Annotated in this window: 22 protein-coding genes; all 22 read left to right on the top strand. The window is 45.7% G+C overall.

All coding sequences use genetic code 11. The annotated features are described in order from the left end of the window. Positions 1-109: 109 nt before the first annotated feature. The 22 genes from bcbE (at position 110) to mutS (ending at position 26,445) form a co-directional block, all read left to right on the top strand. On the top strand, positions 110-1,339 hold the full coding sequence (bcbE, locus tag BGM27_RS01030; protein WP_007409814.1) for a bacillibactin exporter BcbE: 1,230 nt from the start codon (positions 110-112) through the stop codon (positions 1,337-1,339). 106 nt (positions 1,340-1,445) lie between these two features. Continuing rightward, on the top strand, positions 1,446-1,901 hold the full coding sequence (locus BGM27_RS01025; RefSeq protein ID WP_003154157.1) for a MarR family winged helix-turn-helix transcriptional regulator: 456 nt from the start codon (positions 1,446-1,448) through the stop codon (positions 1,899-1,901). Beyond that, positions 1,901-5,020, top strand: coding sequence for an MMPL family transporter (locus tag BGM27_RS01020; protein WP_007409815.1), 3,120 nt, complete (start codon positions 1,901-1,903; stop codon positions 5,018-5,020). The genes BGM27_RS01025 and BGM27_RS01020 overlap by 1 nt, the downstream gene beginning before the upstream one ends. A 151-nt stretch (positions 5,021-5,171) precedes the next feature. After that, positions 5,172-6,452: an EF-P 5-aminopentanol modification-associated protein YfmF gene (gene yfmF, locus BGM27_RS01015; protein ID WP_007409816.1), complete on the top strand. Its 1,281-nt coding sequence runs from the start codon at positions 5,172-5,174 to the stop codon at positions 6,450-6,452. Next, positions 6,449-7,735 (top strand): EF-P 5-aminopentanol modification-associated protein YfmH, encoded by a 1,287-nt coding sequence (gene yfmH, locus BGM27_RS01010; protein ID WP_007409817.1) that lies wholly within the window; start codon positions 6,449-6,451, stop codon positions 7,733-7,735. The genes yfmF and yfmH overlap by 4 nt, the downstream gene beginning before the upstream one ends. Positions 7,736-7,794: 59 nt before the next feature. After that, positions 7,795-8,523, top strand: coding sequence for an elongation factor P 5-aminopentanone reductase (ymfI, locus tag BGM27_RS01005; protein ID WP_007409818.1), 729 nt, complete (start codon positions 7,795-7,797; stop codon positions 8,521-8,523). A gap of 75 nt (positions 8,524-8,598) precedes the next feature. Further along, positions 8,599-8,856, top strand: a complete 258-nt coding sequence (locus BGM27_RS01000; RefSeq protein WP_003154150.1) for a DUF3243 domain-containing protein — start codon at positions 8,599-8,601, stop codon at positions 8,854-8,856. Between the two features lie 127 nt (positions 8,857-8,983). After that, positions 8,984-9,775 carry a DUF3388 domain-containing protein gene (locus tag BGM27_RS00995; RefSeq protein ID WP_007409819.1) on the top strand — a complete coding sequence of 264 codons (792 nt, stop codon included), beginning with the start codon at positions 8,984-8,986 and terminating at the stop codon, positions 9,773-9,775. 18 nt (positions 9,776-9,793) lie between these two features. After that, complete coding sequence (locus tag BGM27_RS00990) at positions 9,794-10,690, top strand: helix-turn-helix domain-containing protein (protein WP_007409820.1); 897 nt, start codon at positions 9,794-9,796, stop codon at positions 10,688-10,690. Positions 10,691-10,762: 72 nt separating this feature from the next. Further along, the gene (gene pgsA, locus BGM27_RS00985; RefSeq protein ID WP_007409821.1) at positions 10,763-11,344 is read left to right on the top strand and encodes a CDP-diacylglycerol--glycerol-3-phosphate 3-phosphatidyltransferase; all 582 of its coding nucleotides are present in this window, start codon (positions 10,763-10,765) and stop codon (positions 11,342-11,344) included. Positions 11,345-11,361: 17 nt separating this feature from the next. Then, positions 11,362-12,612 carry a competence/damage-inducible protein A gene (locus BGM27_RS00980; protein WP_007409822.1) on the top strand — a complete coding sequence of 417 codons (1,251 nt, stop codon included), beginning with the start codon at positions 11,362-11,364 and terminating at the stop codon, positions 12,610-12,612. 170 nt (positions 12,613-12,782) lie between these two features. Continuing rightward, a complete protein-coding gene (gene recA, locus BGM27_RS00975; RefSeq protein WP_003154145.1) occupies positions 12,783-13,826 on the top strand; it encodes a recombinase RecA in 1,044 nt (347 codons plus the stop codon). A 167-nt stretch (positions 13,827-13,993) separates the two neighbouring features. Beyond that, positions 13,994-15,175 (top strand): serine hydrolase domain-containing protein, encoded by a 1,182-nt coding sequence (locus BGM27_RS00970; protein WP_007409824.1) that lies wholly within the window; start codon positions 13,994-13,996, stop codon positions 15,173-15,175. 292 nt (positions 15,176-15,467) lie between these two features. Then, positions 15,468-17,027 (top strand): ribonuclease Y, encoded by a 1,560-nt coding sequence (rny, locus tag BGM27_RS00965; protein WP_003154140.1) that lies wholly within the window; start codon positions 15,468-15,470, stop codon positions 17,025-17,027. A 60-nt stretch (positions 17,028-17,087) separates the two neighbouring features. Then, positions 17,088-17,882 carry a TIGR00282 family metallophosphoesterase gene (locus BGM27_RS00960; RefSeq protein WP_003154137.1) on the top strand — a complete coding sequence of 265 codons (795 nt, stop codon included), beginning with the start codon at positions 17,088-17,090 and terminating at the stop codon, positions 17,880-17,882. Between the two features lie 199 nt (positions 17,883-18,081). Beyond that, complete coding sequence (gene spoVS, locus BGM27_RS00955) at positions 18,082-18,342, top strand: stage V sporulation protein SpoVS (protein WP_003154135.1); 261 nt, start codon at positions 18,082-18,084, stop codon at positions 18,340-18,342. Between the two features lie 257 nt (positions 18,343-18,599). Beyond that, the gene (tdh, locus tag BGM27_RS00950; protein WP_020954011.1) at positions 18,600-19,646 is read left to right on the top strand and encodes an L-threonine 3-dehydrogenase; all 1,047 of its coding nucleotides are present in this window, start codon (positions 18,600-18,602) and stop codon (positions 19,644-19,646) included. A 12-nt stretch (positions 19,647-19,658) separates the two neighbouring features. Further along, positions 19,659-20,837 (top strand): glycine C-acetyltransferase, encoded by a 1,179-nt coding sequence (locus BGM27_RS00945; RefSeq protein ID WP_113629803.1) that lies wholly within the window; start codon positions 19,659-19,661, stop codon positions 20,835-20,837. Positions 20,838-20,979: 142 nt separating this feature from the next. Beyond that, complete coding sequence (gene miaB / locus BGM27_RS00940; protein WP_007409828.1) at positions 20,980-22,509, top strand: tRNA (N6-isopentenyl adenosine(37)-C2)-methylthiotransferase MiaB; 1,530 nt, start codon at positions 20,980-20,982, stop codon at positions 22,507-22,509. A gap of 2 nt (positions 22,510-22,511) precedes the next feature. After that, entirely contained in the window at positions 22,512-22,943 is a 432-nt protein-coding gene (gene ricA, locus BGM27_RS00935; protein ID WP_003154113.1) for a regulatory iron-sulfur-containing complex subunit RicA, read from the top strand. A 252-nt stretch (positions 22,944-23,195) separates the two neighbouring features. After that, complete coding sequence (gene cotE, locus BGM27_RS00930) at positions 23,196-23,741, top strand: outer spore coat protein CotE (protein ID WP_003154111.1); 546 nt, start codon at positions 23,196-23,198, stop codon at positions 23,739-23,741. 118 nt (positions 23,742-23,859) lie between these two features. Beyond that, positions 23,860-26,445, top strand: coding sequence for a DNA mismatch repair protein MutS (gene mutS / locus BGM27_RS00925; protein WP_007409829.1), 2,586 nt, complete (start codon positions 23,860-23,862; stop codon positions 26,443-26,445). Positions 26,446-26,453 lie beyond the last annotated feature (8 nt).

Genomic DNA, 26,453 nt, shown 5'->3' with positions numbered 1-26,453 from the left:
CAGACGCGTCATGTGTCTGTTTTTTTATTTGCCGTTTCAGTACATACTTTGTTTTCTGCAAGGCACAATAAAACAGGAAACAACCAAGTATAGTGAATGGGTGAATAAGTTGAGTAAGAAGAAAAATGGAACGAAAAATATCATTGCTCTGGCTTCTGTACCGCTCGTGATGACACTCGGGAATTCCATGCTGATTCCTGTGCTTCCGATGATTGAAAAGAAGCTGTCCATATCGTCTTTTCAAGTATCGTTAATTATAACGGTCTATTCGATTGTGGCGATTATTTGTATTCCGATTGCCGGATATCTGTCCGATAAATTCGGAAGAAAAAAGGTTCTTCTGCCTTGTCTTCTCATAGCCGGTGCGGGCGGAGCGCTTGCCGCGATAGCTTCCACCGCGTTCAAGCATCCTTATCCCATTATCTTGGCGGGGCGGGTGCTGCAGGGAATCGGTTCGGCGGGGGCGGCTCCTGTAGTGATGCCGTTTATCGGTGATTTATTCAAAGGGGATGATGAGCGGATTACCGCGGGGCTCGGCGATATTGAGACGTCTAACACTGCCGGGAAAGTAATAAGCCCGATTCTCGGTTCGCTCTTGGCTGCATGGTTTTGGTTTATGCCATTTTGGTTCATTCCGTTTTTTTCGCTCATCAGTTTTTTTCTCGTATTGTTTTTGGTGGCAAAGCCGGAGGAACAAAAAGAAGCGCCTTCTATTTCCGAATTTGTGAAAAATGTCGGCCGCATATTTAAGCGTGACGGACGCTGGCTCTTTACGGTTTTTATCATCGGCTGCGTGATTATGTTTTTGCTGTTCGGGGTTCTTTTTTATTTATCAGACTCACTGGAGAAGAAATACGGCATTGACGGTGTGGCTAAAGGAGCGCTTTTGGCAATCCCGCTTTTATTTCTATCCGTCAGTTCATATATAGCAGGCAGGAAAATCGGAAAAGACCAAGGCAAAATGAAGTTTTGCATCGTTTTCGGAATGAGTGCCGTGACACTGTCGTTTATCGGCCTATGGTGGAATCACAGTTTTTATTTATTATTTATCTTTTTGTGTGTCAGCGGTATCGGTATCGGAATGGCATTGCCGGCTTTAGACGCTGTCATCACAGAAGGCGTAGACAACGAGGAATCGGGAACCATTACCTCATTTTATAACAGCATGCGGTTTATCGGAGTAGCGGCGGGACCGCCGATCTTTGCTGCCCTGATGTCAAATGCAGGCTGGCTGATTTTTATTTTATCCGCTTTTTGCGGCATTGTGTCTGTATTTTTAGCGCTGTTAAATATCTCATCACAAGCAAAAGAAAAAAAGGAATCATTAAAGACGGTGTAATCTGCACTGTCTTTCTTTATTTTATTTTGAAGATTGACATGATACCGTCAAGTCGTTATCCTTTTTAATAGTTAAACATATTAACTATCGGAAGGAGGGGGAAAAGGTGCATGAAGAAAAAGTAAAGCAGCTGATTCAGCGTTATTCCGATGTATACCTGCACGTCTTAAAAAAAATTGACAGCATTATCGCTGAAAAAGTGAACAAAGAACTGACATTGGATCAATATTACATCCTCCGCTATATTATGCTCAATCCCGATTGCAAATCAATTGAACTGGCCGCGGTGTGCCACGTCAATAAAAGCGCCATTACATCTATGACGAACCGCCTGTATGAAAAAGGCTACATCAATAGAGAACGCAGCCAAAGCGACCGCCGGAGCATACTTTTAAATGTCACGGAAAAGGGGACGGAAGTATTTCACCGTGTGGAGCGGCGGATTGAGGAACTCGTCCGATCATATATTATGTATTTTGATGAAGACGAGGCGGAGATGTTCGTGAATACATATGAAAAATTATATCGATTGATGATGACTGAGGAGGATCAGCAGACATAATGAAAAACATTATCCGAGCCCGCTGGATCATCGCCGCGGTGTGGGTCGCCGCAACGGTGATATTTATGCTTACAGCGCCTGATATGGCTGAATTGACACGGGAGAAAGGGCAGATTTCCGTACCGGACGGATATTCCTCTTCTTACGCCCATGAATTGCTTGATGAAATGTCTGATTCCGATGCACCGTCTTCTTCTGCCGTCATCGTATTTCACGAAAAAGGCTTAATGACAGACAAAAAAGATCGTCTGGAAGAAGCCGTCAGCACTTTGTCTGAACATAAAAAAGCGCTTCAGATTAAAACGGTGACTTCATACTTCGGGGAGAAAAATGACGACATTAAAAAACAGCTGCTGTCAAAAGACAGACAAACGATGCTCGTTCAGCTGCAGCTTGATACATCCAAAAACGATATCATCGAAATAAAAAATAAAATTGATAAAGAGCTGAAACCGTACGGCGTATCATACGGCATTACAGGCCAATCGCTGATCGACGAAGATGTGTTAAAAAGCTCACAGGACGGCTTGAAAAAGACTGAATATATAACGGTCGCTTTTATCCTGATCGTGCTGATCCTTGTATTTCGGTCAGTGGTCGCTCCGTTCGTGCCGCTTTTATCAGTATTGATATCTTATTTAGTCAGCCAGTCGATTGTCGCATTTTTAGTCGATCAGCTGAATTTTCCGCTCTCAACTTTTACGCAGATTTTTATGGTTGCGATTATGTTCGGGATCGGCACAGACTACTGCATTCTGCTTCTCAGCAGATTTAAAGAAGAACTGTCGCATGGCGCTGACATAAAAGAAGCGATCGTCGTCACCTACAAAACGGCCGGAAAGACGGTTTTGTACAGCGGCGGTGCGGTGCTGATCGGATTTGCCTGCATCGGATTTGCGACATTTAAGCTGTATCAGTCGGCAGCGGCCGTTGCGGTCGGTGTCGCGGTGCTGCTGCTTGCGCTCATGACGATCGTGCCGTTTTTTATGGCTGTTTTAGGAAAAAGCCTGTTTTGGCCTGTTAAGGGCGATATTTCGCATCCTCAAAGCAAAGCATGGGAAACGTCAGGGCGGTTTTCATTTAAAAGGCCGCTCATCAGTCTTGCAATCGTTGCGGTATTCACCGTCCCGCCTATCCTTCTTTACAAAGGTTCGCTGTCTTACAACAGTCTTGACGAAATCGGGGATAAATATGAATCCGTGCGCGCGTTTCATACGATTTCAGACGCATTCGGCCCGGGAGAACTTCTTCCGGCCACAGTCGTCATCAAAAATGATGAGACATTAAATACCGAAAAACACCTGATTGATATCGAAAAAATCAGCAGAGAACTTGAAAAAACAGAGGGTGTAAAAACGGTCAGAAGCGCCACGCGCCCTGCTGGAAACGGATTGAATCAATTATTTGTCACAAATCAGGCAAAGCAGCTTCAAGAAGGGCTTGATAAAGGCAATACAGGACTTGAAAAAATCACGGACGGATTAGGGCATGCCGCAAAGTCGTTAGCTGATTCACAGCCGCAGATCGAAGAGTCGGGCAAAAGCGTCAATCAGCTTATTGACGGAACATTGTCTCTGAAATCCGGGCTTTCTGATATAGGAGAAAACCTGAATAAACTGCAGGCTGGCGTGAACGAGAATAAAGCCGGCGTCGCCCAGATGAGAAAGCAGATTGAAGAGCAAAAACAAATGCTGACTTCACAGCTCAAACAAAACAGCGGTCTCGCTTCAGAAACGCAAAACGCTTTAAAATTGGTAAAAACCGTCCTGCCGATGAAAGATGAAGCCAGCAGACAGCTTGCCGATTTGAACAAGCAGCTTGCCCGGCTGCCGTTTGCAAAATTGGAAGCGTCAATACCGTCAGTCAAAACCGATCCCTCTTACCAAGAAATCAAATCGGCCTTTACGGGTGTACAGTCAGCCGTTTCCAAGGCAAACGCGGATGCAGAAGCGTTTTCTAAACAGGTCGACAGTCAAAAGGCTCATCTGCAGCAAGCGGAAAAACAATTTGCCCGACTGGCAGCCGCTCAGAAGAAGATTGACACTCAAATTAACGCAATGATCAATGGTCTGACCAGTATTGAAAACGGTCTGCAGCAAGTGTCAGACGGACAGGGGGCTCTCGCGGGACAAATGCCGCGCCTTGAATCGGCGGCAGGACAGCTCGCCGAGGGCCAGAAAAAAATGAAGAGCGGTCTCGGTGATTTTTCTTCCCGGCTCAGCGATCTTTCTTCAGGCCTTAACGATAGTGTAAAAGGGCTTAAGAAAGTATCAAGCGGCATGATGGGGGCGAATGATTACCTGGGTGAGCTTCACAAGGCGTCAGACAAAGAAATGACAGGCTGGTTTGTGCCGAAAGACGCGTTGACAAACAGTGATTTCACAAGCGTGTTTAATACGTACATGTCAGATGACAGAAAAACGACAGAATTGACCGTCGTTCTTGATAACAATCCTTACTCAAATACGGCCATTCAAGATATTCAAGCGATCAAAGCGAGCGTAAAAAGGGCCATTCCGAACACGGATCTGAAGAATGCCTCTTTCGGCGTTTCGGGAGTCTCCAGCATGAATGCCGATCTGAAAGAAGTATCGGATTCAGACTTCAAACGGACGGCCATGTTTATGCTGGCGGGAATTTTTCTGATTCTCATCGTGATGCTGCGCTCCCTCATTATGCCTGTTTATTTAGTGGCGTCGCTCGTACTGACGTATTTCGCATCCATCGGCGTGACGGAATACATCTTTACACACTTCTTCGGGTATCCGGGCGTAAACTGGGCCGTGCCGTTCTTCGGCTTTGTCATTTTGATGGCTCTAGGCGTGGATTATTCCATCTTTTTAATGGACCGCTTTAATGAGCTTAAAAAAGAAGGAACGGAACCCGCAATGATCAGCAGTATGAAAAATATGGGTTCCGTCATCATTTCTGCAGCCATTATTTTAGCGGGAACCTTTGCGGCCATGCTGCCGTCAGGCGTTCTTTCCTTATTACAGATTGCAACCGTGGTATTAACAGGCCTTCTCATGTACGCAATTGTCGTCCTTCCGTTTTTTGTACCGGTCATGGTGAAAATATTCGGAAGAGCCAACTGGTGGCCTTTCAATTTGAAAAAATAACGTTCAATGACTCTGCCTGTTTTCGGGCAGAGGTTTTTTGTTTCCTTATAAATCCTCCAGTTGATATAATTACATCTGCGCACTCTTTTTTGCGAATGCTGAAATTTGGTCATAATACATACTATGAAAGAATGAACGAAGGAGGTTTCACATGACTTACGTAAATGAAATGAAGTCAAAGCACGGCGGGATCACCGCCCACATCGTAAAGACCGAGAAATTTAAAACCGTTTCGCTGACGTTTAAAATGCTGGCTCCTTTAACGAAAGAGCTCGTAACAAAAAGGGCGCTGTTTCCGCATGTGCTTCTGCGCGGAACAGAAAGCCGCCCGAAAACCGCTGATCTGCGGTCTTATTTTGATGAGCTGTACGGCACATCCGTTTCAGCTGATCTGACAAAAAAGGGAGAACGTCATGTCATTACGTTCAGACTTGAGATTCCTAATGAAAAGTATCTGAAGGACCGCACACCGTTATTGGAAAAAGGCCTTCAGCTTTTATCAGAGCTTGTCTTTTCGCCCGCTTTGGAAAACGGCGCCTTCCTGCCCCTTTATGTCACGCAGGAAAAACGGACGCTTAAACAGCGGATTCAAGCCGTATATGATGATAAGATGAGATATTCTAATCTGCGTCTCGTTCAGGAAATGTGCAAAAGCGAACCGTATGCCCTTCACGTCAACGGTGAGTTCGATGATGTTGAACACATTACACCGCATGATTTGTATGAAGCCTATCAAAAAGCCATACGCGAAGATCAGCTGGACCTGTACGTCATCGGCGATGTTGATACAGATCAGGTGGAAACGGCCGTTGATACGTATTTTAAAACGGAAGAACGGAAGCTGCAGCCTTTTGAAAGAAGCGCGGCGAATGAACAGCCCGATCCGAAGGAAGTCATTGATGAAGAGGACGTCAAGCAGGGCAAGCTGAATATCGGATTCCGGACCAATACGACATATACAGATCCGGATTATCCGGCATTGCAGGTGTTTAACGGGCTGTTCGGGGGGTTCTCTCATTCAAAGCTGTTTATAAATGTCCGTGAAAAAGCGAGCCTCGCCTATTATGCAGCCTCAAGGGTGGAAAGTTTCAAAGGGCTTTTGATGGTCATGTCGGGCATTGAGGTGAAAAATTACAAGCAGGCCGTCACCATCATTGAAGAACAGTTTCAGGCTATGCAAAACGGTGACTTTTCAGAAGATGATATCGCCCAAACGAAAGCCGTTATTAAAAATCAAGTATTAGAAACCATTGATACGGCATACGGTTTAGCGGAATTTCTGTATCAGCAGGCCTCAGCCCAAGTAGAGATACCGATCGAAAGATTCCTTGACAATATCGAGAAAGTGACAAAAGAGGACATTATCAATGTCGGAAAGAACATTAAGCTGGATACGACTTATTTCTTAAAAGGGACGGGGGGAGCATCTTGACTAAACCGATAAACTTCGAACAGCTTCAGGAAACGCTGTATCATGAAAAAATGGCAAACGGCCTTGATGTCTATGTGCTGCCGAAACAGGGTTTTAATAAAACATACGCCGTGTTTACGACAAAGTACGGTTCCATTGACAATCAATTCGTTCCTTTAAATAAGGAAGAAATGGTACACGTCCCTGACGGAATCGCGCATTTTCTGGAGCATAAACTGTTTGAAAAAGCGGACGGCGACGTGTTTCAGGACTTCAGTAAGCAGGGGGCGTCGGCAAATGCCTTTACATCATTTACACGAACCGCTTATCTGTTCTCCAGCACTTCTAATGTGGAGAAAAACCTGGAAACACTCGTGGATTTTGTTCAGGACCCGTATTTCACGGAAAAATCAGTTGAAAAAGAAAAAGGCATCATCGGCCAGGAAATCAATATGTATGATGATAATCCGGATTGGCGGCTGTTTTTCGGCCTTATCGAAAATATGTATAAAGACCACCCCGTGAAAATTGACATTGCCGGAACGGTGGAGAGCATCTCACATATTACGAAAGATCTGCTGTATGAGTGCTACGAAACGTTTTATCACCCGAGCAATATGCTGCTCTTTATCGTCGGTCCCGTAGATCCTGAAGCGGTCATCAGCCAGGTGCGGAAAAACCAGGAGAAAAAGCCGTTTACAGACCAGCCCGAAATCAAACGTGAAGAAGTTCAGGAGCAGGAAGCGGTTTTCCGCCGGGAGCAGGAATTAAAAATGAACGTGCAAGGCTCAAAATGTCTTGTCGGCTTAAAGGCGAAAGACCCTTATAAAACGGGGCAGGAGCTGTTGAAGCACGAGCTCAGCATGAACCTCATGCTTGAATGTCTCTTCGGAAAAAGCTCACCGCATTACGGTGACTTGTACGACAAAGGCTACATTGATGAAACTTTCAGCTTTGATTACACGGCTGAATACGGATTCGGTTTTGCCTCTGTCGGAGGAGATACACCGGAGCCGGATAAGCTCGCTGACGAATTAAAACACATGCTGCTTGATGCAGAATCAGCCGTGACTGCGGAAAAACTTGATCTTGCGAGAAAAAAGAAGATCGGGTCATTCTTAAAAGCGCTCAATTCGCCTGAATATATCGCCAACCAATTCACACGCTACGCCTTTTTAGATATGAGTCTGTTTGATGTCGTAACCGTACTGGAGCAGATTACGCTGGATGACGTAAAGCGGGTCATTAAAGAAGAACTATCAGAAGACAGGCTGACAGTCTGCAAAGTCGTGCCAAAATCATAACAAAAACATCCCTCACGCCCTGAGGGATGTTTTTCTGGGGAAAGAAGGAGTATTGATTGATGAAACAGACAGCGCTCGTAACCGGAGCAAGCGGCGGAATCGGACAAAGTATAAGTGAAGTCCTCGCAAAAAACGGGTATGACGTCCTTTTGCATTATCATTCTAATAAGGAAGCCGCACACAGGCTTGCGGAAAGGCTGAGCGCATCATTCGGCGTAAAAGCCTCCGTTGTTCAGGCGGATCTGTCCTCACCGGATGGCGCGGAGACACTCAGCCGTTCCGTTAAGCAGCCTGTGGATGCTCTGATATTAAACAGCGGCAAAAGTCATTTCGGCCTGATTACGGACGTTACGGATGACACGGCGCGGGAGATGGTGCAGCTGCATGTAACGAGTCCGTTTCTTTTGGCGCGTAATCTGATGCCCGGCATGATCCGGAAAAAAAGCGGGGGCATCGTCGCGATCGGTTCCGTCTGGGGAGAAACAGGCGCATCGTGCGAGGTATTATACAGCATGGTCAAGGGAGCGCAGCATTCGTTCGTCAAAGCGCTTGCCAAAGAGCTTGCTCCGAGCGGCGTCCGCGTGAATGCAGTCTCGCCGGGTGCCGTTGATACAAATATGCTTGATCAGTTCACGTCTGATGAAAAAGAAGCGTTGGCAGAGGAAATTCCCGCGGGCCGGCTGGCAAAGCCGGAGGAAATCGCCGAAGCGGCGGCCTTTTTATTATCGGACAAGGCTTCCTATATTACGGGGCATATATTATCCGTAAACGGCGGCTGGCACTGCTGAAAAAAATGTGTGTATAGTTTGCATCTGTACGGACAAAATAATTTTGTAACAACAGATGAAATGGAGGAACCCAACATGTCAGTATTAGAAAACTGGGATAATTGGAAGAATTTCCTTGGCGACAGATTGAACTATGCGCAGGAAAAAGGGATGAGTGATGAAACGATCACTGACCTCGCTACAGAAATCGGCGGTTACCTTGCGAACGAAGTCGACTCGAAAAACCATCAGGAAAAAGTGCTTGCTGATCTTTGGAGCGTTGCTTCTGAAGATGAACAGCGCGCCATCGCAAATATGATGGTGAAGCTTGTTGAAAATAACAGCACTCATTAAGAGGGGGGATTTCTCCTCTCTTTTTTTATGTTTTCCTCTATAGAGCAACATTCTTCTTTCTAATTAGAGAAAAATGTTTTATGATAAAGGAAGGTAAAAATTTGCCACAATGGAGGGGGTATATCATTTGGCAAAGCTCGAATGGTATTTTGAATATGAAATTCAAGTGAACCGCCCCGGCCTGCTCGGGGATATTTCATCTCTTCTCGGGATGCTGTCAATTAATATTGTCACAATTAACGGTGTCGACCTTTCCAGAAGGGGAATGCTGCTCAGATGCCGGCATATAGATCAAATTAAACGATTGGAATCAATTTTAAAAACAATGGAGACCATTAAAGTAACGAAGCTGAGAGAACCGAGGCTTCGCGACCGTCTCGCAGTCCGCCACGGAAGATACATTCAGCGTGATGCCGATGACAAAAAAACCTTCCGTTTTGAAAGGGACGAGCTCGGTCTTCTGGTTGACTTTATGGCCGAGCTGTTTAAAAAAGAAGGACACAAACTGATCGGAATCCGGGGAATGCCGAGGGTCGGAAAAACGGAGTCCATCGTTGCGTCAAGCGTTTGTGCCAGCAAAAGATGGCTTTTCGTATCATCAACGCTGCTAAAACAAACGATCCGGAGCCAGCTGGTTGCCGATGAATACAGCACGGAAAACGTGTTTATCCTCGACGGCATCGTTTCGACAAGACGGGGATCTGAGCGCCATCTTCAGCTCGTCAGTGAAATTATGCGGCTTCCGGCGACAAAGGTCGTGGAGCACCCCGATATTTTTGTTCAAAATTCGGAGTATACGCTCGATGATTTCGATTATATTATCGAACTCAGAAATGATCCTGACGAAGTTATTACATATGAACATGCAGAAGAACCGCAAATATTTGATCAGACCGGTTTTTCAAGCTTTGATTTTTAATATTGGAAGGTGTTTGTTGTGACAGAATTAGCAATCCGGCTTAAAGAAGCCAGAGAGGAAAAAGGGATGTCATTGGATGAACTCCAGGCGGCGACGAAAATTCAGAAAAGATACTTAACCGCTCTGGAAGAAGGCAATTATGACGTCATTCCCGGCAATTTTTATGTGCGGGCGTTTATCAAGCAATACGCTGAAGCTGTCGGGCTTGATTCAGATCAGTTATTTGAAGAATATAAAAAAGACATCCCTAACACGTACCATGACGATGTGTCGGAAAAAATCTCCGGTCTCGCCATGCAAAGGGAGCTTCCTAAGTCCGCTTCAAAGGCGGCGGAATGGCTTCCGACCGTCCTTGTCGTCATCGGTGTCATTATCGTCATCGCGATCATTTATGCGATTATTCAGCTCGGAATGAGCAAATCCGGGCAGACAGACGGAGATAAGGCCGTCACCCAAAGTGAGAGCAAGTATGAGATTCCTAAGGATTCTGCGCTGAAAAACGACGGCAATACAAATGACGAAGCGCAATCTGACAGCAAAAAAGACAAAAAGGACACAAAAGCGTCAGAGCAGAAGAAAGAAAAAAGCAGTGAAAAGACGGAGATCAAAGCGGCCGGAACGGAAGGCTCGGCTTCTTCATACAACGTCTCCGGGGCAGATAAGTATAAGCTTGAACTGATTGCTTCTGACAGCGCATGGATCCGCGTCCGTGATGACAGCGGCGGTTCTTTAAAAGAAGGAACGCTGCAAAAAGGCGAAACCTTTAAAAAAGACGTCACGGATCAAAAGCAGATTGAAATCCGCACGGGCTATGCCCCTAACCTGAAAATTAAAATCAACGGAGAGGTTCTGTCCTATGAACTCAATCCGCATGATGTGATGGCGCAGACCATCACAATCAAGATGAAAAAATAAAAGGGGAAAAGTCATCTGAACGATTAAGATGACTTTTTCTTCACGTCCGAGTACATATATTGGAGGGGCTTTATGTTTAACTTACCGAATAAAATCACACTGGCAAGAATCGCTTTAATTCCTGTATTTATGATTATCATGCTTGTTCCTTTTCAGTGGGGCAGCGTTCATATAGGGGATGAATCGATTCCGGTCGCGCATCTTACGGGAGCTGTTTTGTTCATTATCGCATCAACGACTGACTGGGTGGATGGCTACTACGCCAGAAAACTGAACCTCGTGACAAATTTCGGGAAATTTTTAGATCCGCTGGCTGACAAACTGCTGGTGTCCGCGGCATTAATTACGCTTGTGCAGTTTGACCTTGCGCCGGCGTGGATGGTCATCATCATCATCAGCCGCGAATTTGCCGTAACGGGATTAAGACTTGTGCTGGCGGGAACGGGGGAAGTTGTAGCCGCCAATATGCTGGGGAAAATTAAAACATGGGCTCAGATCATCGCTGTTGCCGCGCTTTTGCTGCATAATCTTCCGTTTGAGCTCGTTTCTTTCCCGTTCGGCGATATCGCTTTATGGGTGGCCGTGCTCTTCACAGTCATTTCCGGCTGGGATTATTTTGCGAAGAACTGGGATGCGTTAAAAACATCTAACTAAGAAAGAAGGACTTAAAGATGGAAATAGCAAAAAAAGCAGAAATCATTGCAGTCGGCTCGGAGCTTCTGCTCGGCCAGATCGCCAATACGAACGCGCAGTTTATCAGTAAAGAGCTGGCGGAAATCGGTGTAAACGTGTTTTATCATACCGCTGTCGGTGACAATCCGGAGCGGCTTAAGCAAGTCATCCGCATTGCCGAAGAGCGCTCAGACCTGATTATTTTTTCAGGCGGCCTCGGACCGACCAAGGACGATTTGACGAAAGAAACCATTGCAAACACACTGGGGCGCCCGCTCGTTCTGAATGACGAAGCGTTCCGGTCGATCGAAGAATATTTCGCGAAAACAAAACGGACCATGTCGCCGAATAACCGCAAACAGGCGCTCGTCATTGAGGGCTCAGACGTTTTGGCGAATCATTTCGGCATGGCGCCGGGAATGCTTGCAGAGCACGGCTCAAGGCTTTATATGCTGCTTCCCGGGCCGCCGAGCGAGCTGCGTCCGATGTTTGAAAATGAAGCGAAGCCGCTGCTTCTTAAAAAGCTCGGTTCTAATGAGAAAATCGTTTCAACCGTGCTGCGGTTTTTCGGAATCGGTGAATCCCAGCTTGAAGCTGATTTAGAAGATATCATTGATGCGCAGACGAACCCGACGATTGCCCCGCTCGCTGCTGACGGAGAGGTCACGCTGCGTTTAACGGCGAAACATGCCGACGAAAAAGAAACAGAACGGCTTTTAAAAGAAACGGAAGCCGCCATTTTAGAACGTGTCGGTGAATTTTTCTACGGATATGATGATACGTCTCTGGTGAAGGAGCTTTCAAAAGCATGCAGACAAAACGGAATTACGATTTCTTCTGCCGAAAGCTTTACAGGCGGCCTGTTTTCAGAGTGGGTGACTGATTTAAGCGGTGCGTCTCAACTATTTGCAGGGGGCGTTGTCTGCTATTCCGACAGCGTGAAACAGCATGTGCTCGGCGTGAAAGCTGAGACGCTCGCAGAAAGCGGAGCGGTCAGCAAAGAGTGTGCGAAAGAGCTTGCAGCCGGTGTGAGAAAGCTGACCGGAAGCGATATCGGCATCAGCTTTACCGGGGTTGCGGGTCCCGACCCGCAGGAAGGGCATGCGCCGGGCCGCGTCTTTATCGGCATTTCAGCGGAAGGAAAAGAAGAGGTGCACGAATTTAACTTTGCCGGCTCAAGAACCGGGATCAGAAAGCGCGCCGCTAAATACGGCTGCCATCTCATTTTAAAAATGCTGGATCAAAAATAAAGTTTTAAAGAGCCGTTTTCTCTGATTTTTAAGTTTTATAAGGGAAATTATGCTCTTTTGCAGAAAAGCGAACGCGGAAAAAATCCGAATATGCGTTCGCTTTTTTCTTGGCAAATGCCAGTAAACAAGGTATAGTATATGTAGTGGCAAGATAAAGGAGGAAAAAATAAATGAGTGATCGTCAGGCAGCCTTAGATATGGCTCTTAAGCAAATAGAAAAACAATTCGGCAAAGGTTCCATCATGAAGCTCGGAGAAAAAACGGATACAAGAATTTCAACGGTGCCAAGCGGTTCCCTTGCACTTGATACCGCTCTCGGAATAGGCGGATACCCGCGCGGACGGATTATTGAAGTATACGGACCTGAAAGCTCAGGTAAAACGACTGTAGCGCTTCACGCAATCGCTGAGGTTCAGGAAAAAGGCGGACAGGCAGCATTTATTGATGCTGAGCATGCTCTTGATCCTGTTTACGCGCAAAAGCTCGGTGTCAATATCGAAGAGCTTCTGCTTTCTCAGCCGGATACGGGAGAGCAGGCGCTAGAGATTGCTGAAGCGCTGGTGCGAAGCGGAGCTGTTGATATCGTAGTCGTTGACTCTGTTGCGGCGCTTGTTCCAAAAGCTGAAATTGAAGGTGACATGGGTGATTCACACGTCGGTTTACAGGCGCGTCTCATGTCTCAGGCGCTCCGAAAGCTTTCCGGCGCCATCAATAAATCTAAAACAATCGCAATCTTTATTAACCAGATTCGTGAAAAAGTCGGCGTTATGTTCGGAAATCCGGAGACGACACCGGGCGGCCGCGCGCTGAAATTCTATTCTTCCGTGCGCCTTGAAGTGCGCCGTGCCGAGCAATTAAAGCAGGGCAACGACGTGATGGGGAATAAAACGAGAATTAAAGTCGTAAAAAACAAAGTCGCTCCTCCGTTCCGTACGGCTGAAGTGGACATTATGTACGGTGAAGGAATCTCCAAAGAAGGGGAAATCATCGACCTTGGAACTGAACTGGATATCGTGCAAAAAAGCGGTTCGTGGTATTCTTATGAAGAAGAACGTCTCGGTCAGGGCCGTGAAAACGCCAAGCAGTTCTTAAAAGAAAATAAAGACATCATGCTGATGATTCAGGAACAAATCCGTGAATATTACGGTTTAGACAATAACGGTGTAACGGACAAAGCGGAAGAAGTTCAGGAAGAGATGGAATTAGAAGAATAAAAACACGATCAAAAGAGCGGAATAAGCAATTTCCGCTCTTTTTTTGTGTGTTTCAAAAAAACACTGGCTGTTTCGGAAAATTTTATCTGGAATGTTACAACTTTTTTCACCCTTCACTCGTCTAACATCATGGCGAAAGTTGAAATTATATCTGAGGAGGAAAAAAGATGACGAGCCCCCGCCGCACAAGAATAAATAAAAAAAGAAAGAAGAAGCTGATGAAAACGGGAGGGCTGTTTCTTTTTCTGCTGCTTGTCACTGTTTTTATTATGATCTGGACCGTCACAGCGCATCACCGGGAGAAGGAATCCGTTAAAAACGCTCCCGCCGCTCAATCTGATACTTCAAAAGACCAGACTCAACAGAAAAAAGAAAAGACGCAAAAAGAGAAAACACCTAAATCAATCGATCACAATAAACAGATCAGCAATTACTTGCAACAGATCGGGTTCAGCGGCACAGCAATGATCGTAAAAGATGGAAAAGTTGTGCTGAAAAAAGGCTTTGGCTATGCGGACCGAAAACAAAAAATTAAAAACAATCCGGAGACATCATATTATATCGGTTCTTCACAAAAAGCGTTAATCGCGACGGCTGTCCTGCAGCTTGAAGAAAAAGGGCTGCTGCAGACGAGTGACCCCGTCAGTACATACTTGCCGAATTTTCCTAACGGCACGCGCATCACATTGAAAAACCTGCTCAATCATACGTCCGGCATAAACGGGCATATTGAGGGTCAGGGACCGATTTCTCCAATTGATTTAATCAAGGATATAGAATACCGCGGAATTAAACGGCAGCCCGGGGTTTGGGATTACAGGGATTCCAACTATTCAGTGCTTGCTTATATCGTATCTCAGGTCAGCGGGGAGTCTTATGAACAATATATAAAAGAACACGTGTTCAAACCGGCCGGAATGAAGCATGCCGGATTTTACAAAACATTTGCTAAAGCCAAATATCCTGCCGTCGGCTACAAAGTCGATGAGAGCGGCAGTCTTGTAACGCCGCACCTTTTGGACTTATCGCAGCTGTACGGGGCGGGCGACATGTATATGAGCGCTGAAGATCTCTATAAATTTGATAAAGCGATCGTAAACGGCACGCTCCTTTCAAAAGAAAGCTTCACAAAAATGTTTACAGCAGGAAGCAGTGCCGCTTACGGCATGGGGTTTTACATTGATCCGGGAAGCTATTCCAATCACGGTGTTATGCCCGGTTACAACATTTTGAACAGCTTCAGCCATTCGGCAAGCAAATATGTCATATTACTGTCAAACATTCAGAATAACGCCAAATTAGGACAGGTAAACAATAGAATTTACCAATTGCTTAACCAGCCGGACTAACAGAGCCGTCATTCACGAAAAGCGGATCTAGGTATGGTATGATATATACATGGGCGAAGATCCGAGCTGAAGGCGAATCGTTAAGCTGGCAAGCTTGACAAGTATTTCCGACACAATTACAATGAAGTTGTAACATTTGTTTTTTTAACATGATTGTTAAACCATTTAAACTTGACAAGGGCGTGAGAGACTCATTCCCTGTGAAGGTTCTGTATGTTGAGAAAATCAGACAATGTACATGCCGGCACTTATTTAAGCAAAAACCAAGTTCATAGCAAGAGGAGGTGAAAGTATGACCCCAATGACGGTTCTCATCTCCATTTTGCTGACTCTGCTCGGTTTAGTTGTTGGCTACTATGTTCGTAAAACCATTGCCGAAGCAAAGATTGCGGGCGCACGCGGTGCTGCCGAGCAAATCCTTGAAGATGCAAAGCGTGATGCTGAAGCACTGAAAAAAGAAGCTCTGCTTGAAGCAAAGGACGAAATCCATACACTTCGAATAGATGCTGAACAGGAAGTTCGTGAAAGACGAAATGAGCTTCAAAAACAAGAAAACCGTTTACTTCAAAAAGAAGAAAATCTTGACCGTAAACATGAAGGAATTGATAAACGGGAAGCGATGTTGGAGAAGAAAGATCATTCTCTGAATGAACGACAACAACATATTGAAGAGATGGAAAGCAAAGTGGATGAGATGATTCGTATGCAGCAGTCAGAACTCGAACGCATTTCGAGCCTGACACGGGATGAAGCGAAACAAATCATTCTTGACCGGGTTGAAAATGAGCTTTCACATGACATCGCCATCATGACAAAAGAAACCGAAAACCGTGCGAAAGAAGAGGCAGATAAAAAGGCGAAAAACATTCTGTCGCTTGCTTTGCAGCGCTGTGCAGCAGATCATGTTGCCGAAACGACGGTATCGGTCGTCAATCTTCCGAATGATGAGATGAAAGGACGTATCATCGGCCGTGAAGGGCGTAACATTCGTACGCTTGAAACGCTTACAGGTATTGACCTGATTATTGATGACACACCTGAAGCAGTCATTCTTTCCGGATTTGATCCGATCAGACGGGAGACGGCAAGAATCGCTCTTGATAAACTCGTTCAGGATGGCCGTATTCACCCGGCGCGCATTGAAGAAATGGTTGAAAAATCCCGCCGTGAGGTAGATGACTATATCCGGGAAATGGGTGAGCAGACGACGTTTGAAGTCGGCGTTCACGGCCTCCACCCGGATCTGATCAAGATCCTCGGCCGGTTGAAATTCCGTACAAGCTACGGGCAGAACGTACTGAAACATTCTATGGAAGTTGCGTTTTTAGCAGGTTTAATGGCTTCCGAGCTTGGAGAAGATGCAAAGCTTGCCAAGCGGGCCGGTCTTCTGCATGACATCGGAAAAGCAATTGACCATGAAGTGGAAGGAAGCCACGTGGAAATCGGAGTGGAGCTTGCGACCAAATATAAAGAGCATCCAGTCGTCATTAACAGTATTGCGTCACACCACGGAGACGAAGAGCCGACTTCCATTATCGCCGTTCTGGTTGCTGCCGCTGATGCACTGTCAGCCGCAAGACCGGGTGCGAGAAGTGAAACGCTCGAAAACTATATCCGCAGACTTGAAAAGCTTGAAGAAATCTCCGAGTCTTACGAAGGTGTTGAAAAATCATTTGCGATTCAGGCCGGCCGTGAAGTTCGCATCATGGTGAAGCCGGACTCCATTAATGATTTAGAAGCCCATCGTTTGGCACGTGATATCCGTAAACGAATTGAGGACGAGCTTGATTATCCGGGCCACATTAAAGTGACCGTAATCAGAGAAACTCGAGCCGTAGAGTATGCAAAATAAAGTGATGCTTAGCGCATCACTTTATTTTTTTGAGTCCCTGAAAAGGAAGGAATGGAATGTATGAGAATTTTATTTATCGGAGATGTTGTCGGTTCCCCGGGCCGCGACATGGTAAAAGAATATGTCCCGAAACTGAAAGCGAAACATAAACCGCATTTTACAATTATTAACGGAGAAAATGCAGCACATGGAAAAGGACTGACAGAAAAGATCTACCACAGCCTGATGGAAGCGGGAGCAGATGCCATTACAATGGGAAACCATACGTGGGATAAAAGAGAGATCTTCGACTTTATTGATGATGTGCCGCATCTTGTCCGGCCGGCGAATTTCCCGGAAGGTACGCCGGGCAAAGGCATTACTTATATTAAATCGAACGGAAAAGAGCTTGCCGTCATTAATTTACAGGGGCGGACGTTTCTTCCGCCGCTTGATGATCCGTTTGCTAAAGCGGATGAATTAATAGAAGAAGCGAAAAAGCGCACGCCGTACATTTTTATTGATTTTCACGCCGAAGCGACAAGCGAAAAAATTGCGATCGGCTGGTACACAGACGGAAGAGCCTCTGCCGTGGTAGGCACCCATACACACGTGCAAACGGCAGATAACCGCATTTTGCCGAAAGGAACGGCATATATTACTGATGTAGGCATGACGGGTCCGTACGACGGAATTCTCGGTATGGACAGAGAAACGGTCATCAAGCGGTTTAAAACCAATCTTCCCGTCCGGTTTACGGTGGCGGAAGGTAAAACTACACTGAGCGGAGTGCTCATTGACATCGACGATCAAACGAAAAAGGCCGTAAATATCGAACGGATATTAATCAATGATGACCATATGTTCTTTGAATAGGTGATCATGTGTTTATTTTATAAAAATATTAAAAGGAAAAGCAGGAATATAGCAACTTCTTAGTGAATATAGTAGAAATGGAAGGTAGCCCGCTATTTTTGAAAAGCATTGTGGGGATGGCTTTTTGGATAGCAACATCTAATAATGATTGTTCTAATGAACACTCACTTATCCATTGTAAAACTAAGGGGGAGCAGAAATGGAAATCTTAAAAGTTTCAGCAAAATCAAGTCCAAATTCAGTAGCAGGCGCGCTTGCCGGTGTATTGAGGGAACGCGGAGCCGCCGAAATTCAAGCAATTGGGGCGGGTGCCTTAAACCAGGCTGTTAAAGCGGTTGCGATTGCCAGAGGCTTTGTCGCGCCAAGCGGCGTAGATTTGATTTGTATTCCGGCTTTTACAGATATACAGATTGACGGAGAAGAAAGAACGGCGATTAAGTTAATCGTCGAACCCCGTTAAAAACAAAAACATGATATTCTCAACCTGCTTGCGTAAGGCGAGCGGGTTGTTTTTATTGTTGTCATATTTTCTCACAATATTATATTGATAGTACGAAGAGATGATAAATGGCTTTATTCATATAATATTCAAAAAAAATCCCGCCCATTTTTCCGGACGGAAGCAGTTGTTTTCTTGGAGTGGACACTGGTATTTACCTCCTTTTTATATCATGTTACAATCCAGTTATTACAGTGTTTTTTCGAGGAGGAGTGTACGTGTTGGGAGGAAAGATGAAAGCTATCGTCAAAAATGAAAACGCTTTCGGAGCAAATCTGAAAGAAATTCCCATACCTTCCATTAATGAGAATGAAGTTCTCATTAAAGTACAGGCCGCATCTATATGCGGTACAGATGTGCATATTTATAATTGGGATCAATGGGCGCAGAAACGAATCAAAACACCTCAAGTATTCGGACATGAATTCAGCGGTATCGTAGCGGAAACGGGCAAGCACGTCACAAATGTCAAAATAGGTGACTACGTTTCGGCTGAAACCCACTTCGTCTGCGGTACTTGTGTCCCTTGTTTAACAGGAAAACATCATGTGTGCACCCATACAAAGATCCTCGGCGTAGATACAGCCGGTTCCTTCGCTGAATATGTCAAAGTGCCGGCTCGAAATGTTTGGAAAAATCCCGCTGATATGGACCCCGCCGTCGCTTCTGTTCAAGAGCCGCTCGGCAACGCGGTGCATACGGTGCTGGAAAGCAGCCAGCTTGCGGGCGGTTCCGCTGCAATTATCGGCTGCGGACCGATCGGGCTGATGGCGGTGGCAGTGGCTAAAGCGGCCGGTGCATCCCGTATTGCGGCCATTGATAAAAATGATTACAGGCTGGCTCTTGCGAAGAAATTGGGAGCCACGATCACCATTTCAGCTGATAAGGAAGATCCGCTTGAGGTGATCGACACTTTAACAGGCGGAGAAGGGATCGACCTTGTCTGCGAAATGTCAGGCCACCCGGCAGCTATAACACAAGGATTAAAGATGGCGGCCAACGGGGGAAGGTTCCACATGCTGAGTCTGCCGGAACGTCCGGTGACGGTTGACCTGACAAATGACGTGGTGTTTAAAGGACTTACCGTCCAAGGCATCACAGGCAGAAAAATGTTTGAAACATGGCGGCAGGTATCGCACCTGCTTGAATCCGGCCTTGTTGATCTGACGCCGGTGATCACGCATCAGTTTCCGCTTGAAGACTTTGAAAAAGGGTTTGACCTGATGAGAAAGGGCCAGTGCGGCAAAGTCATTTTGATTCCATAAGGGGAGGATTCTATAATGAAAGAATTTGAATTTCTAAAAGCCGAGCTTGATAAAATGAAAGAAAATAAAACGTGGCAGCAAATGAAACAAATTGAAACGAAGCAGGGTCCGTCGGTAGAAGTCAAAGGGGAAAACGTGATACAGCTTTCATCGAACAATTATCTCGGTTTGACGTCGCATCCAAGGCTTGTCGAAGCGGCCAAACGCGCCGCGGAAGAATTCGGAGCGGGTACGGGGTCCGTCCGGACAATCGCCGGAACATTCACAATGCACAATGAGCTGGAGAAAAAATTGGCAAACTTTAAAAAAACAGAAGCGGCACTTGTTTTTCAATCGGGGTTCACAACGAATCAGGGTGTCCTATCAAGCATTCTTACAAAAGAGGATATCGTGATCTCTGACGAACTGAACCATGCTTCCATCATTGACGGGATCAGGCTGACGAAAGCAGATAAAAAGGTGTACCGCCATGTTGATATGGACGATTTGGAAAGGGTGCTGAAAAAATCAATGAATTACCGCATGCGCCTGATCGTCACCGACGGCGTATTCTCAATGGACGGCAACATCGCTCCTTTGCCTGACATCGTCAAACTTGCAGAGGCGTACGATGCCTTTGTGATGGTCGACGACGCGCATGCTTCCGGCGTACTCGGAAAAAACGGAAGGGGAACGGTTAATCACTTCGGGCTTGACGGAAGAGTCCACATACAGGTGGGCACATTAAGCAAAGCCATCGGAGTGCTTGGCGGTTATGCCGCAGGGTCGCAGGTTCTGATCGATTACCTGCGCCATAAAGGGCGTCCTTTCTTATTCAGCACTTCTCATCCGCCTGCGGTAACGGCCGCATGCATAGAAGCCATTGACGTCCTGCTGGAAGAGCCTGAGCATATGGAAAAGCTATGGGAGAACACGGCGTATTTCAAAGACAGACTGGTTCAAATGGGGCTGACCCTCACAAAAAGCGAAACACCGATCGTGCCGATATTAATAGGGGAGGAAGAAAAAGCCCAGGCATTATCAGACCTTTTATTGACCCGCGGCGTGTTTGCACAAAGCATCGTGTATCCGACGGTCGCCCAAGGAAAAGCGAGAATCCGCACCATTATTACGGCGGAGCATACAAAAGAGGAGCTTGACCGGGCCCTGGAAGTAATCCGTTCAGCCGCAAAAGAGCTTCAGCTTGTGTAAGGGGGAAATGATTCCCTCTTTTTTATTTCTTATTGATTCTTATTCTCAATAAGGTGTACAATAATAGGCTGGCGGTTGTGCCAAACGCTTTTAACCAGTATACTTGAGGGTGGAAGTTTCGGTTGAAAGGAGACATTCGAACATGAATGAAAAGCAAAAGCAGGAAAGCGGACAAGTGAATCCGGCGGACAAAACATCCGAAAAGGATTACAGCAAGTATTTTGAAGCCGTATATATTCCGCCTTCTTTAAAAAATGCGAAAAAACGGGGCAAAGAATCCGTTCAATATCATAACGATTTTAAAATCTCAGAAGAATTTAAAGGCCTCGGTGAAGGCAGGAAATTTTATATCCGCACGTACGGATGCCAAATGAACGAGCATGATACGGAAGTCATGGCGGGTATTTTTATGGCGCTCGGTTATGAAGCGACAAATTCGGTTGATGACGCGAACGTTATTTTATTAAACACTTGCGCTATCCGGGAAAATGCTGAAAACAAAGTGTTCGGCGAGCTCGGCCATTTAAAGGCGCTCAAAAAAAATAACCCGGACTTGATTCTCGGCGTCTGCGGCTGCATGTCACAGGAAGAATCAGTCGTAAACCGCATCCTTAAGAAGCACCCGTTTGTCGATATGATTTTCGGCACGCACAACATTCACCGTCTGCCGGAACTGTTATCAGAGGCATATTTATCAAAAGAGATGGTCATTGAAGTGTGGTCGAAGGAAGGGGATGTCATTGAAAACCTTCCGAAAGTCCGCAACGGAAAAATTAAAGGCTGGGTCAACATTATGTACGGCTGTGACAAGTTCTGCACATACTGCATCGTACCGTATACCCGCGGAAAAGAACGAAGCCGCCGTCCTGAGGAAATTATCCAGGAAGTCAGAAGACTTGCAAGCGAAGGTTATAAAGAAATCACACTGCTCGGTCAAAACGTGAATGCGTACGGAAAAGATTTTGAGGATATGACGTACGGTCTCGGTGATTTAATGGACGAACTGCGTAAAATTGATATTCCGAGAATCCGATTCACGACGAGTCATCCGCGTGACTTTGATGATCATCTGATCGAAGTGCTCGCCAAAGGCGGCAACCTTCTTGACCATATCCATCTTCCGGTTCAATCAGGAAGCTCAGCGATGTTAAAAATGATGGCGCGCAAATATGACAGAGAACGCTATCTGGAGCTTGTCGGAAAAATTAAAGCAGCGATGCCAAACGCTTCACTGACGACCGATATTATTGTCGGTTTTCCGAATGAAACCGATGAACAATTTGAAGAAACGCTTTCGTTATATCGCGAAGTGGAATTTGACAGCGCATATACGTTTATTTACTCTCCTCGTGAAGGCACGCCGGCAGCGAAGATGAAAGACAATGTTCCGATGAGGGTCAAGAAAGAACGTCTTCAGCGCCTCAATGATTTGGTGAAAGAAATTTCAGCCAAAAAAATGAAGGAATATGAAGGCAGGACTGTCGAAGTATTAGTTGAGGGAGAAAGCAAAAATAACCCTGACATTCTTGCCGGCTATACGGAAAAAAGCAAGCTCGTCAACTTCAAAGGGCCGAAAGACGCCATCGGCAAGATTGTACGCGTCAAAATCGAACAGGCGAAAACATGGTCGCTTGACGGTGTGATGGCAGGAGAAGCAATCGAGGTGAAATAATAATGACGCTTTACTCAAAGAAAGACATTGTACAGCAGGCTAGGAACCTTGCGAAAATGATTTCTGAAACAGAAGAAGTTGATTTTTTCAAACGCGCCGAGGCGCAGATTAACGAAAATGAAAAAGTCTCTGCGATTATTAATCAGATTAAAACCCTGCAAAAGCAAGCCGTTAACCTGAAGCACTACGAAAAGCTTGAAGCGCTGAAACAAGTGGAAAGTAAAATTGACGCCCTGCAGGAAGAGCTTGAAGGGATTCCGATCATTCAGGAATTCAGAGATTCCCAGATTGAGGTCAATGACCTTCTTCAGCTTGTCGCACATACGATCTCAAATCAGGTGACAAACGAAATCATTACATCTACCGGAGGCAACCTGCTGACGGGAGAAACCGGTTCAAAAGTAAAACATTCGAATAACAGCTGTTCTATTTAAACACGGGGCCTTCATCGGCCCGTGTTTTTTTGCTGTTTGAGAACTAATTGTAATATGTACTAAATTTTCATTGACTCACCGTTTTGTCCCATTTTACTGGAAAGTTTTATCATACTTAAAAGTAAAGTTTCTGGGCAGGGCTGCATACAATGAAACAGAAACTTTGTATTTTTATATTTTTATTATAAAAATGCACATGAGACAAATGCCCAGCATAAGATAACACGAAGAAGAACAAGGAGGCCTGCCGGAATGTCTGAATACAGGGAAATTATTACGAAAGCGGTAGTTGCGAAAGGAAGAAAATTCACCCAATGCACCAACACGATCTCACCTGGAGAAAAACCGTCAAGTATATTGGGCGGCTGGATTATCAACCACAAGTACGATGCCGAAAAGATCGGGAAGACTGTAGAAATTGAAGGGTATTATGATATAAACGTCTGGTACTCTTACGCCGATAATACAAAAACGGAAGTTGTAACCGAGAGAGTAAAGTATGTCGATGTGATTAAACTCAGATACAGAGACACAAATTACTTAGATGACGAACACGAAGTCATTGCCAAAGTGCTGCAGCAGCCGAATTGTCTTGAAGTCACCATTTCTCCTAACGGAAATAAAATCGTGGTTCAGGCAGAGAGAGAATTTTTAGCAGAAGTGGTCGGTGAAACGAAAGTCGTCGTCGAAGTAAATCCTGACTGGGAAGAAGACGATGATGATGATTGGGAAGACGATCTTGATGAAGAATTAGAGGACATTAACCCGGAATTTTTAGTCGGAGATCCTGAAGAATAAGTTGAGGCTAGGGGAGTTTAACACCCCAAGTCTCTTTTTTATATATAAAGATATCACTCTTTTGTTTATGTTATAATGGGATTCGGATAAGAGAAGATACATAGTGAGGGATTAAATGATGGCTAGTTACACGCCTATGATACAGCAATACTTGAAGATAAAGGCAGAGCACCAAGATGCCTTTTTATTTTTTCGGCTTGGTGACTTTTATGAAATGTTTTTTGAAGATGCAAAAAAAGCGTCACAAGAGCTTGAAATTACACTGACAAGCAGAGACGGAGGTTCGGCTGATAAAATTCCGATGTGCGGCGTGCCGTATCATTCCGCGGCGGCTTATATTGAACAGCTGATTAAAAAGGGCTATAAAGTGGCGATCTGTGAGCAGACGGAAGATCCGAAGGCGGCTAAAGGCGTTGTAAAAAGAGAAGTCGTCCAGCTGATCACACCGGGAACCGTGATGGATGGAAAAGGCATCCACGAGTCGGAAAACAACTTTATCGCTTCCGTTTCCGAATTCCGTGACGGATACGGTCTCGCTTTATCGGACTTAACGACTGGAGAAAACCTGGCCGTATTTATTGAGCGGATTGAAGATGTCATGTCAGAAATTTACTCAGTCGGCGCAAAGGAAATTGTCGTATCGAGCAAGTTTAACGAACATACAGCTGCTCAGCTGAAAGAACGGTGCGGCGCCACGATTTCCATCGAAGACGGGGAAATAACAGAACGCATTGAAATCGCAAAGCACTTGCCGGGCGAAGAGCTGACAGAGACGTTTATGCGTTTATATACGTATTTGCAGAAAACGCAAAAACGGAGCCTGGATCACCTGCAGCCGGTTCAAGTATATGAATTGGAAGAAGCGATGAAAATTGACCTGTATTCAAAACGGAATCTTGAGCTGACGGAAACGATCCGTTCGAAAAGCAAAAAAGGGTCATTGCTTTGGCTTTTAGACGAGACGAAAACAGCGATGGGCGGCCGGCTTCTCAAACAATGGATTGACCGCCCGCTGATCAGGGCATCCCAAATCGAAGAACGCCAGGAAATGGTCGAGACGCTGATCAATCATCTGTTTGAGCGTGAAGATCTGCGAGAGCGCCTGAAGGAAGTATACGATTTAGAACGTCTGGCGGGCCGGGTCGCATTCGGAAACGTCAACGCAAGGGATTTAATCCAGCTGAAAGAATCTTTAAAACAAGTGCCGAGCATCAAAGAGCTTGTAGGGTCTCTTAACCATAAAAAAGCAAAAGAACGCGCCGGCTTGATTGATCCGTGCGGAGATTTGCTTGACCTGTTAGAAGAAGCCCTTCATGAAAACCCGCCGTTATCGTTAAAAGAAGGCAATTTAATTAAAGACGGCTATCATCAGAAGCTCGATGAGTACCGTGACGCCAGCAAAAACGGTAAAGACTGGATTGCCAGACTGGAGCAGCAGGAACGCGCTTATACGGGCATCCGTTCATTAAAGGTCGGTTTCAATAAAGTGTTCGGCTATTATATTGAAGTCACAAAAGCAAACCTTCATCTGCTTGAAGACGGACGGTATGAGCGGAAACAGACCCTCACAAACGCCGAACGGTACATTACGCCGGAATTGAAGGAAAAAGAAGCGCTTATTTTAGAAGCGGAAAACAACATCTGCGAGCTGGAATATGAGCTTTTTGCCGGACTGCGTGAAAAGGTGAAACAATTTATTCCGCGCTTGCAGCGTCTTGCCAAACAAATGAGTGAGCTGGACGCACTGCAATGCTTTGCTACGATCAGTGAAAACAGGCATTACACAAAGCCCGTCTTTTCTGATAATGAAGTAAAAGTCATTGAAGGGAGACACCCCGTCGTTGAAAAGGTGATGGACAGTCAAGAATACGTCCCGAACAACTGCCTGATGGGCGATTCGCGGGAAATGCTCCTGATTACGGGTCCGAATATGTCAGGTAAAAGCACGTACATGAGACAGATCGCACTTCTATCGATCATGGCCCAGATCGGCTGTTTTGTGCCCGCGAAAGAAGCGGTTCTGCCGATTTTTGATCAAATCTTCACGAGAATCGGGGCAGCGGATGATTTGATTTCCGGACAAAGCACCTTTATGGTGGAAATGCTGGAAGCGAAAAACGCGATTGTGAACGCCACAAAAGACAGCCTGATCCTGTTTGATGAAATCGGCCGCGGGACATCAACGTACGACGGAATGGCGCTGGCACAGGCGATTATTGAATATGTCCATGATCATATCGGCGCTAAAACACTGTTCAGCACGCATTATCATGAGCTGACGGTGCTTGAAGATAAGCTTCCTCAGCTGAAAAACGTTCATGTGCGCGCAGAGGAATATAACGGAACGGTCGTGTTTCTCCATCAAATCAAAGAAGGAGCCGCAGATAAAAGTTACGGCATTCATGTCGCCCAGCTTGCCGAGCTCCCGGACGATCTGATCAGCCGCGCGCAGGAGATTTTGAAACAGCTTGAGCAGACGGGAGATAAACCGGAGCTTCCGGCGGTATCTGAGAAAAAGTCCGCCGTCAGAGAAGAACCGGCACAGCTGTCCTTTTTTGCTGACGGTGAAAAAGAACAGAAGGCACCGGCTGTTTCTAATAAAGAAAAACAAGTGCTTGAAGCTTTTAAGTCAATCAATATTCTCGATATGACGCCGCTTGAGGCGATGAATGAAATGTACAAGCTGCAAAAAAAATTAAAATAGAAAGAGGT

Origin of the sequence: Bacillus sp. FJAT-27001, assembly GCF_019039175.1 — a bacterium.
Taxonomy (GTDB): domain Bacteria; phylum Bacillota; class Bacilli; order Bacillales; family Bacillaceae; genus Bacillus; species Bacillus velezensis.
The sequence above is the reverse complement of the archived record's forward strand: the minus strand, read 5'-3'. Positions and strand labels throughout refer to the sequence as shown.

Excerpts from the sequence above, each read along its gene's own strand:
- BGM27_RS00980 (WP_007409822.1), top strand. The coding sequence starts at position 11,362 with ATGGAAATAGCAAAAAAAGCAGAAATCATTGCAGTCGGCTCGGAGCTT.
- cotE (WP_003154111.1), top strand. The coding sequence starts at position 23,196 with ATGTCTGAATACAGGGAAATTATTACGAAAGCGGTAGTTGCGAAAGGA.
- ricA (WP_003154113.1), top strand. The coding sequence starts at position 22,512 with ATGACGCTTTACTCAAAGAAAGACATTGTACAGCAGGCTAGGAACCTT.
- ymfI (WP_007409818.1), top strand. The coding sequence starts at position 7,795 with ATGAAACAGACAGCGCTCGTAACCGGAGCAAGCGGCGGAATCGGACAA.
- BGM27_RS00970 (WP_007409824.1), top strand. The coding sequence starts at position 13,994 with ATGACGAGCCCCCGCCGCACAAGAATAAATAAAAAAAGAAAGAAGAAG.
- yfmF (WP_007409816.1), top strand. The coding sequence starts at position 5,172 with ATGACTTACGTAAATGAAATGAAGTCAAAGCACGGCGGGATCACCGCC.
- rny (WP_003154140.1), top strand. The coding sequence starts at position 15,468 with ATGACCCCAATGACGGTTCTCATCTCCATTTTGCTGACTCTGCTCGGT.
- miaB (WP_007409828.1), top strand. The coding sequence starts at position 20,980 with ATGAATGAAAAGCAAAAGCAGGAAAGCGGACAAGTGAATCCGGCGGAC.
- pgsA (WP_007409821.1), top strand. The coding sequence starts at position 10,763 with ATGTTTAACTTACCGAATAAAATCACACTGGCAAGAATCGCTTTAATT.
- recA (WP_003154145.1), top strand. The coding sequence starts at position 12,783 with ATGAGTGATCGTCAGGCAGCCTTAGATATGGCTCTTAAGCAAATAGAA.
- spoVS (WP_003154135.1), top strand. The coding sequence starts at position 18,082 with ATGGAAATCTTAAAAGTTTCAGCAAAATCAAGTCCAAATTCAGTAGCA.
- mutS (WP_007409829.1), top strand. The coding sequence starts at position 23,860 with ATGGCTAGTTACACGCCTATGATACAGCAATACTTGAAGATAAAGGCA.
- BGM27_RS01020 (WP_007409815.1), top strand. The coding sequence starts at position 1,901 with ATGAAAAACATTATCCGAGCCCGCTGGATCATCGCCGCGGTGTGGGTC.
- BGM27_RS01000 (WP_003154150.1), top strand. The coding sequence starts at position 8,599 with ATGTCAGTATTAGAAAACTGGGATAATTGGAAGAATTTCCTTGGCGAC.
- BGM27_RS00960 (WP_003154137.1), top strand. The coding sequence starts at position 17,088 with ATGAGAATTTTATTTATCGGAGATGTTGTCGGTTCCCCGGGCCGCGAC.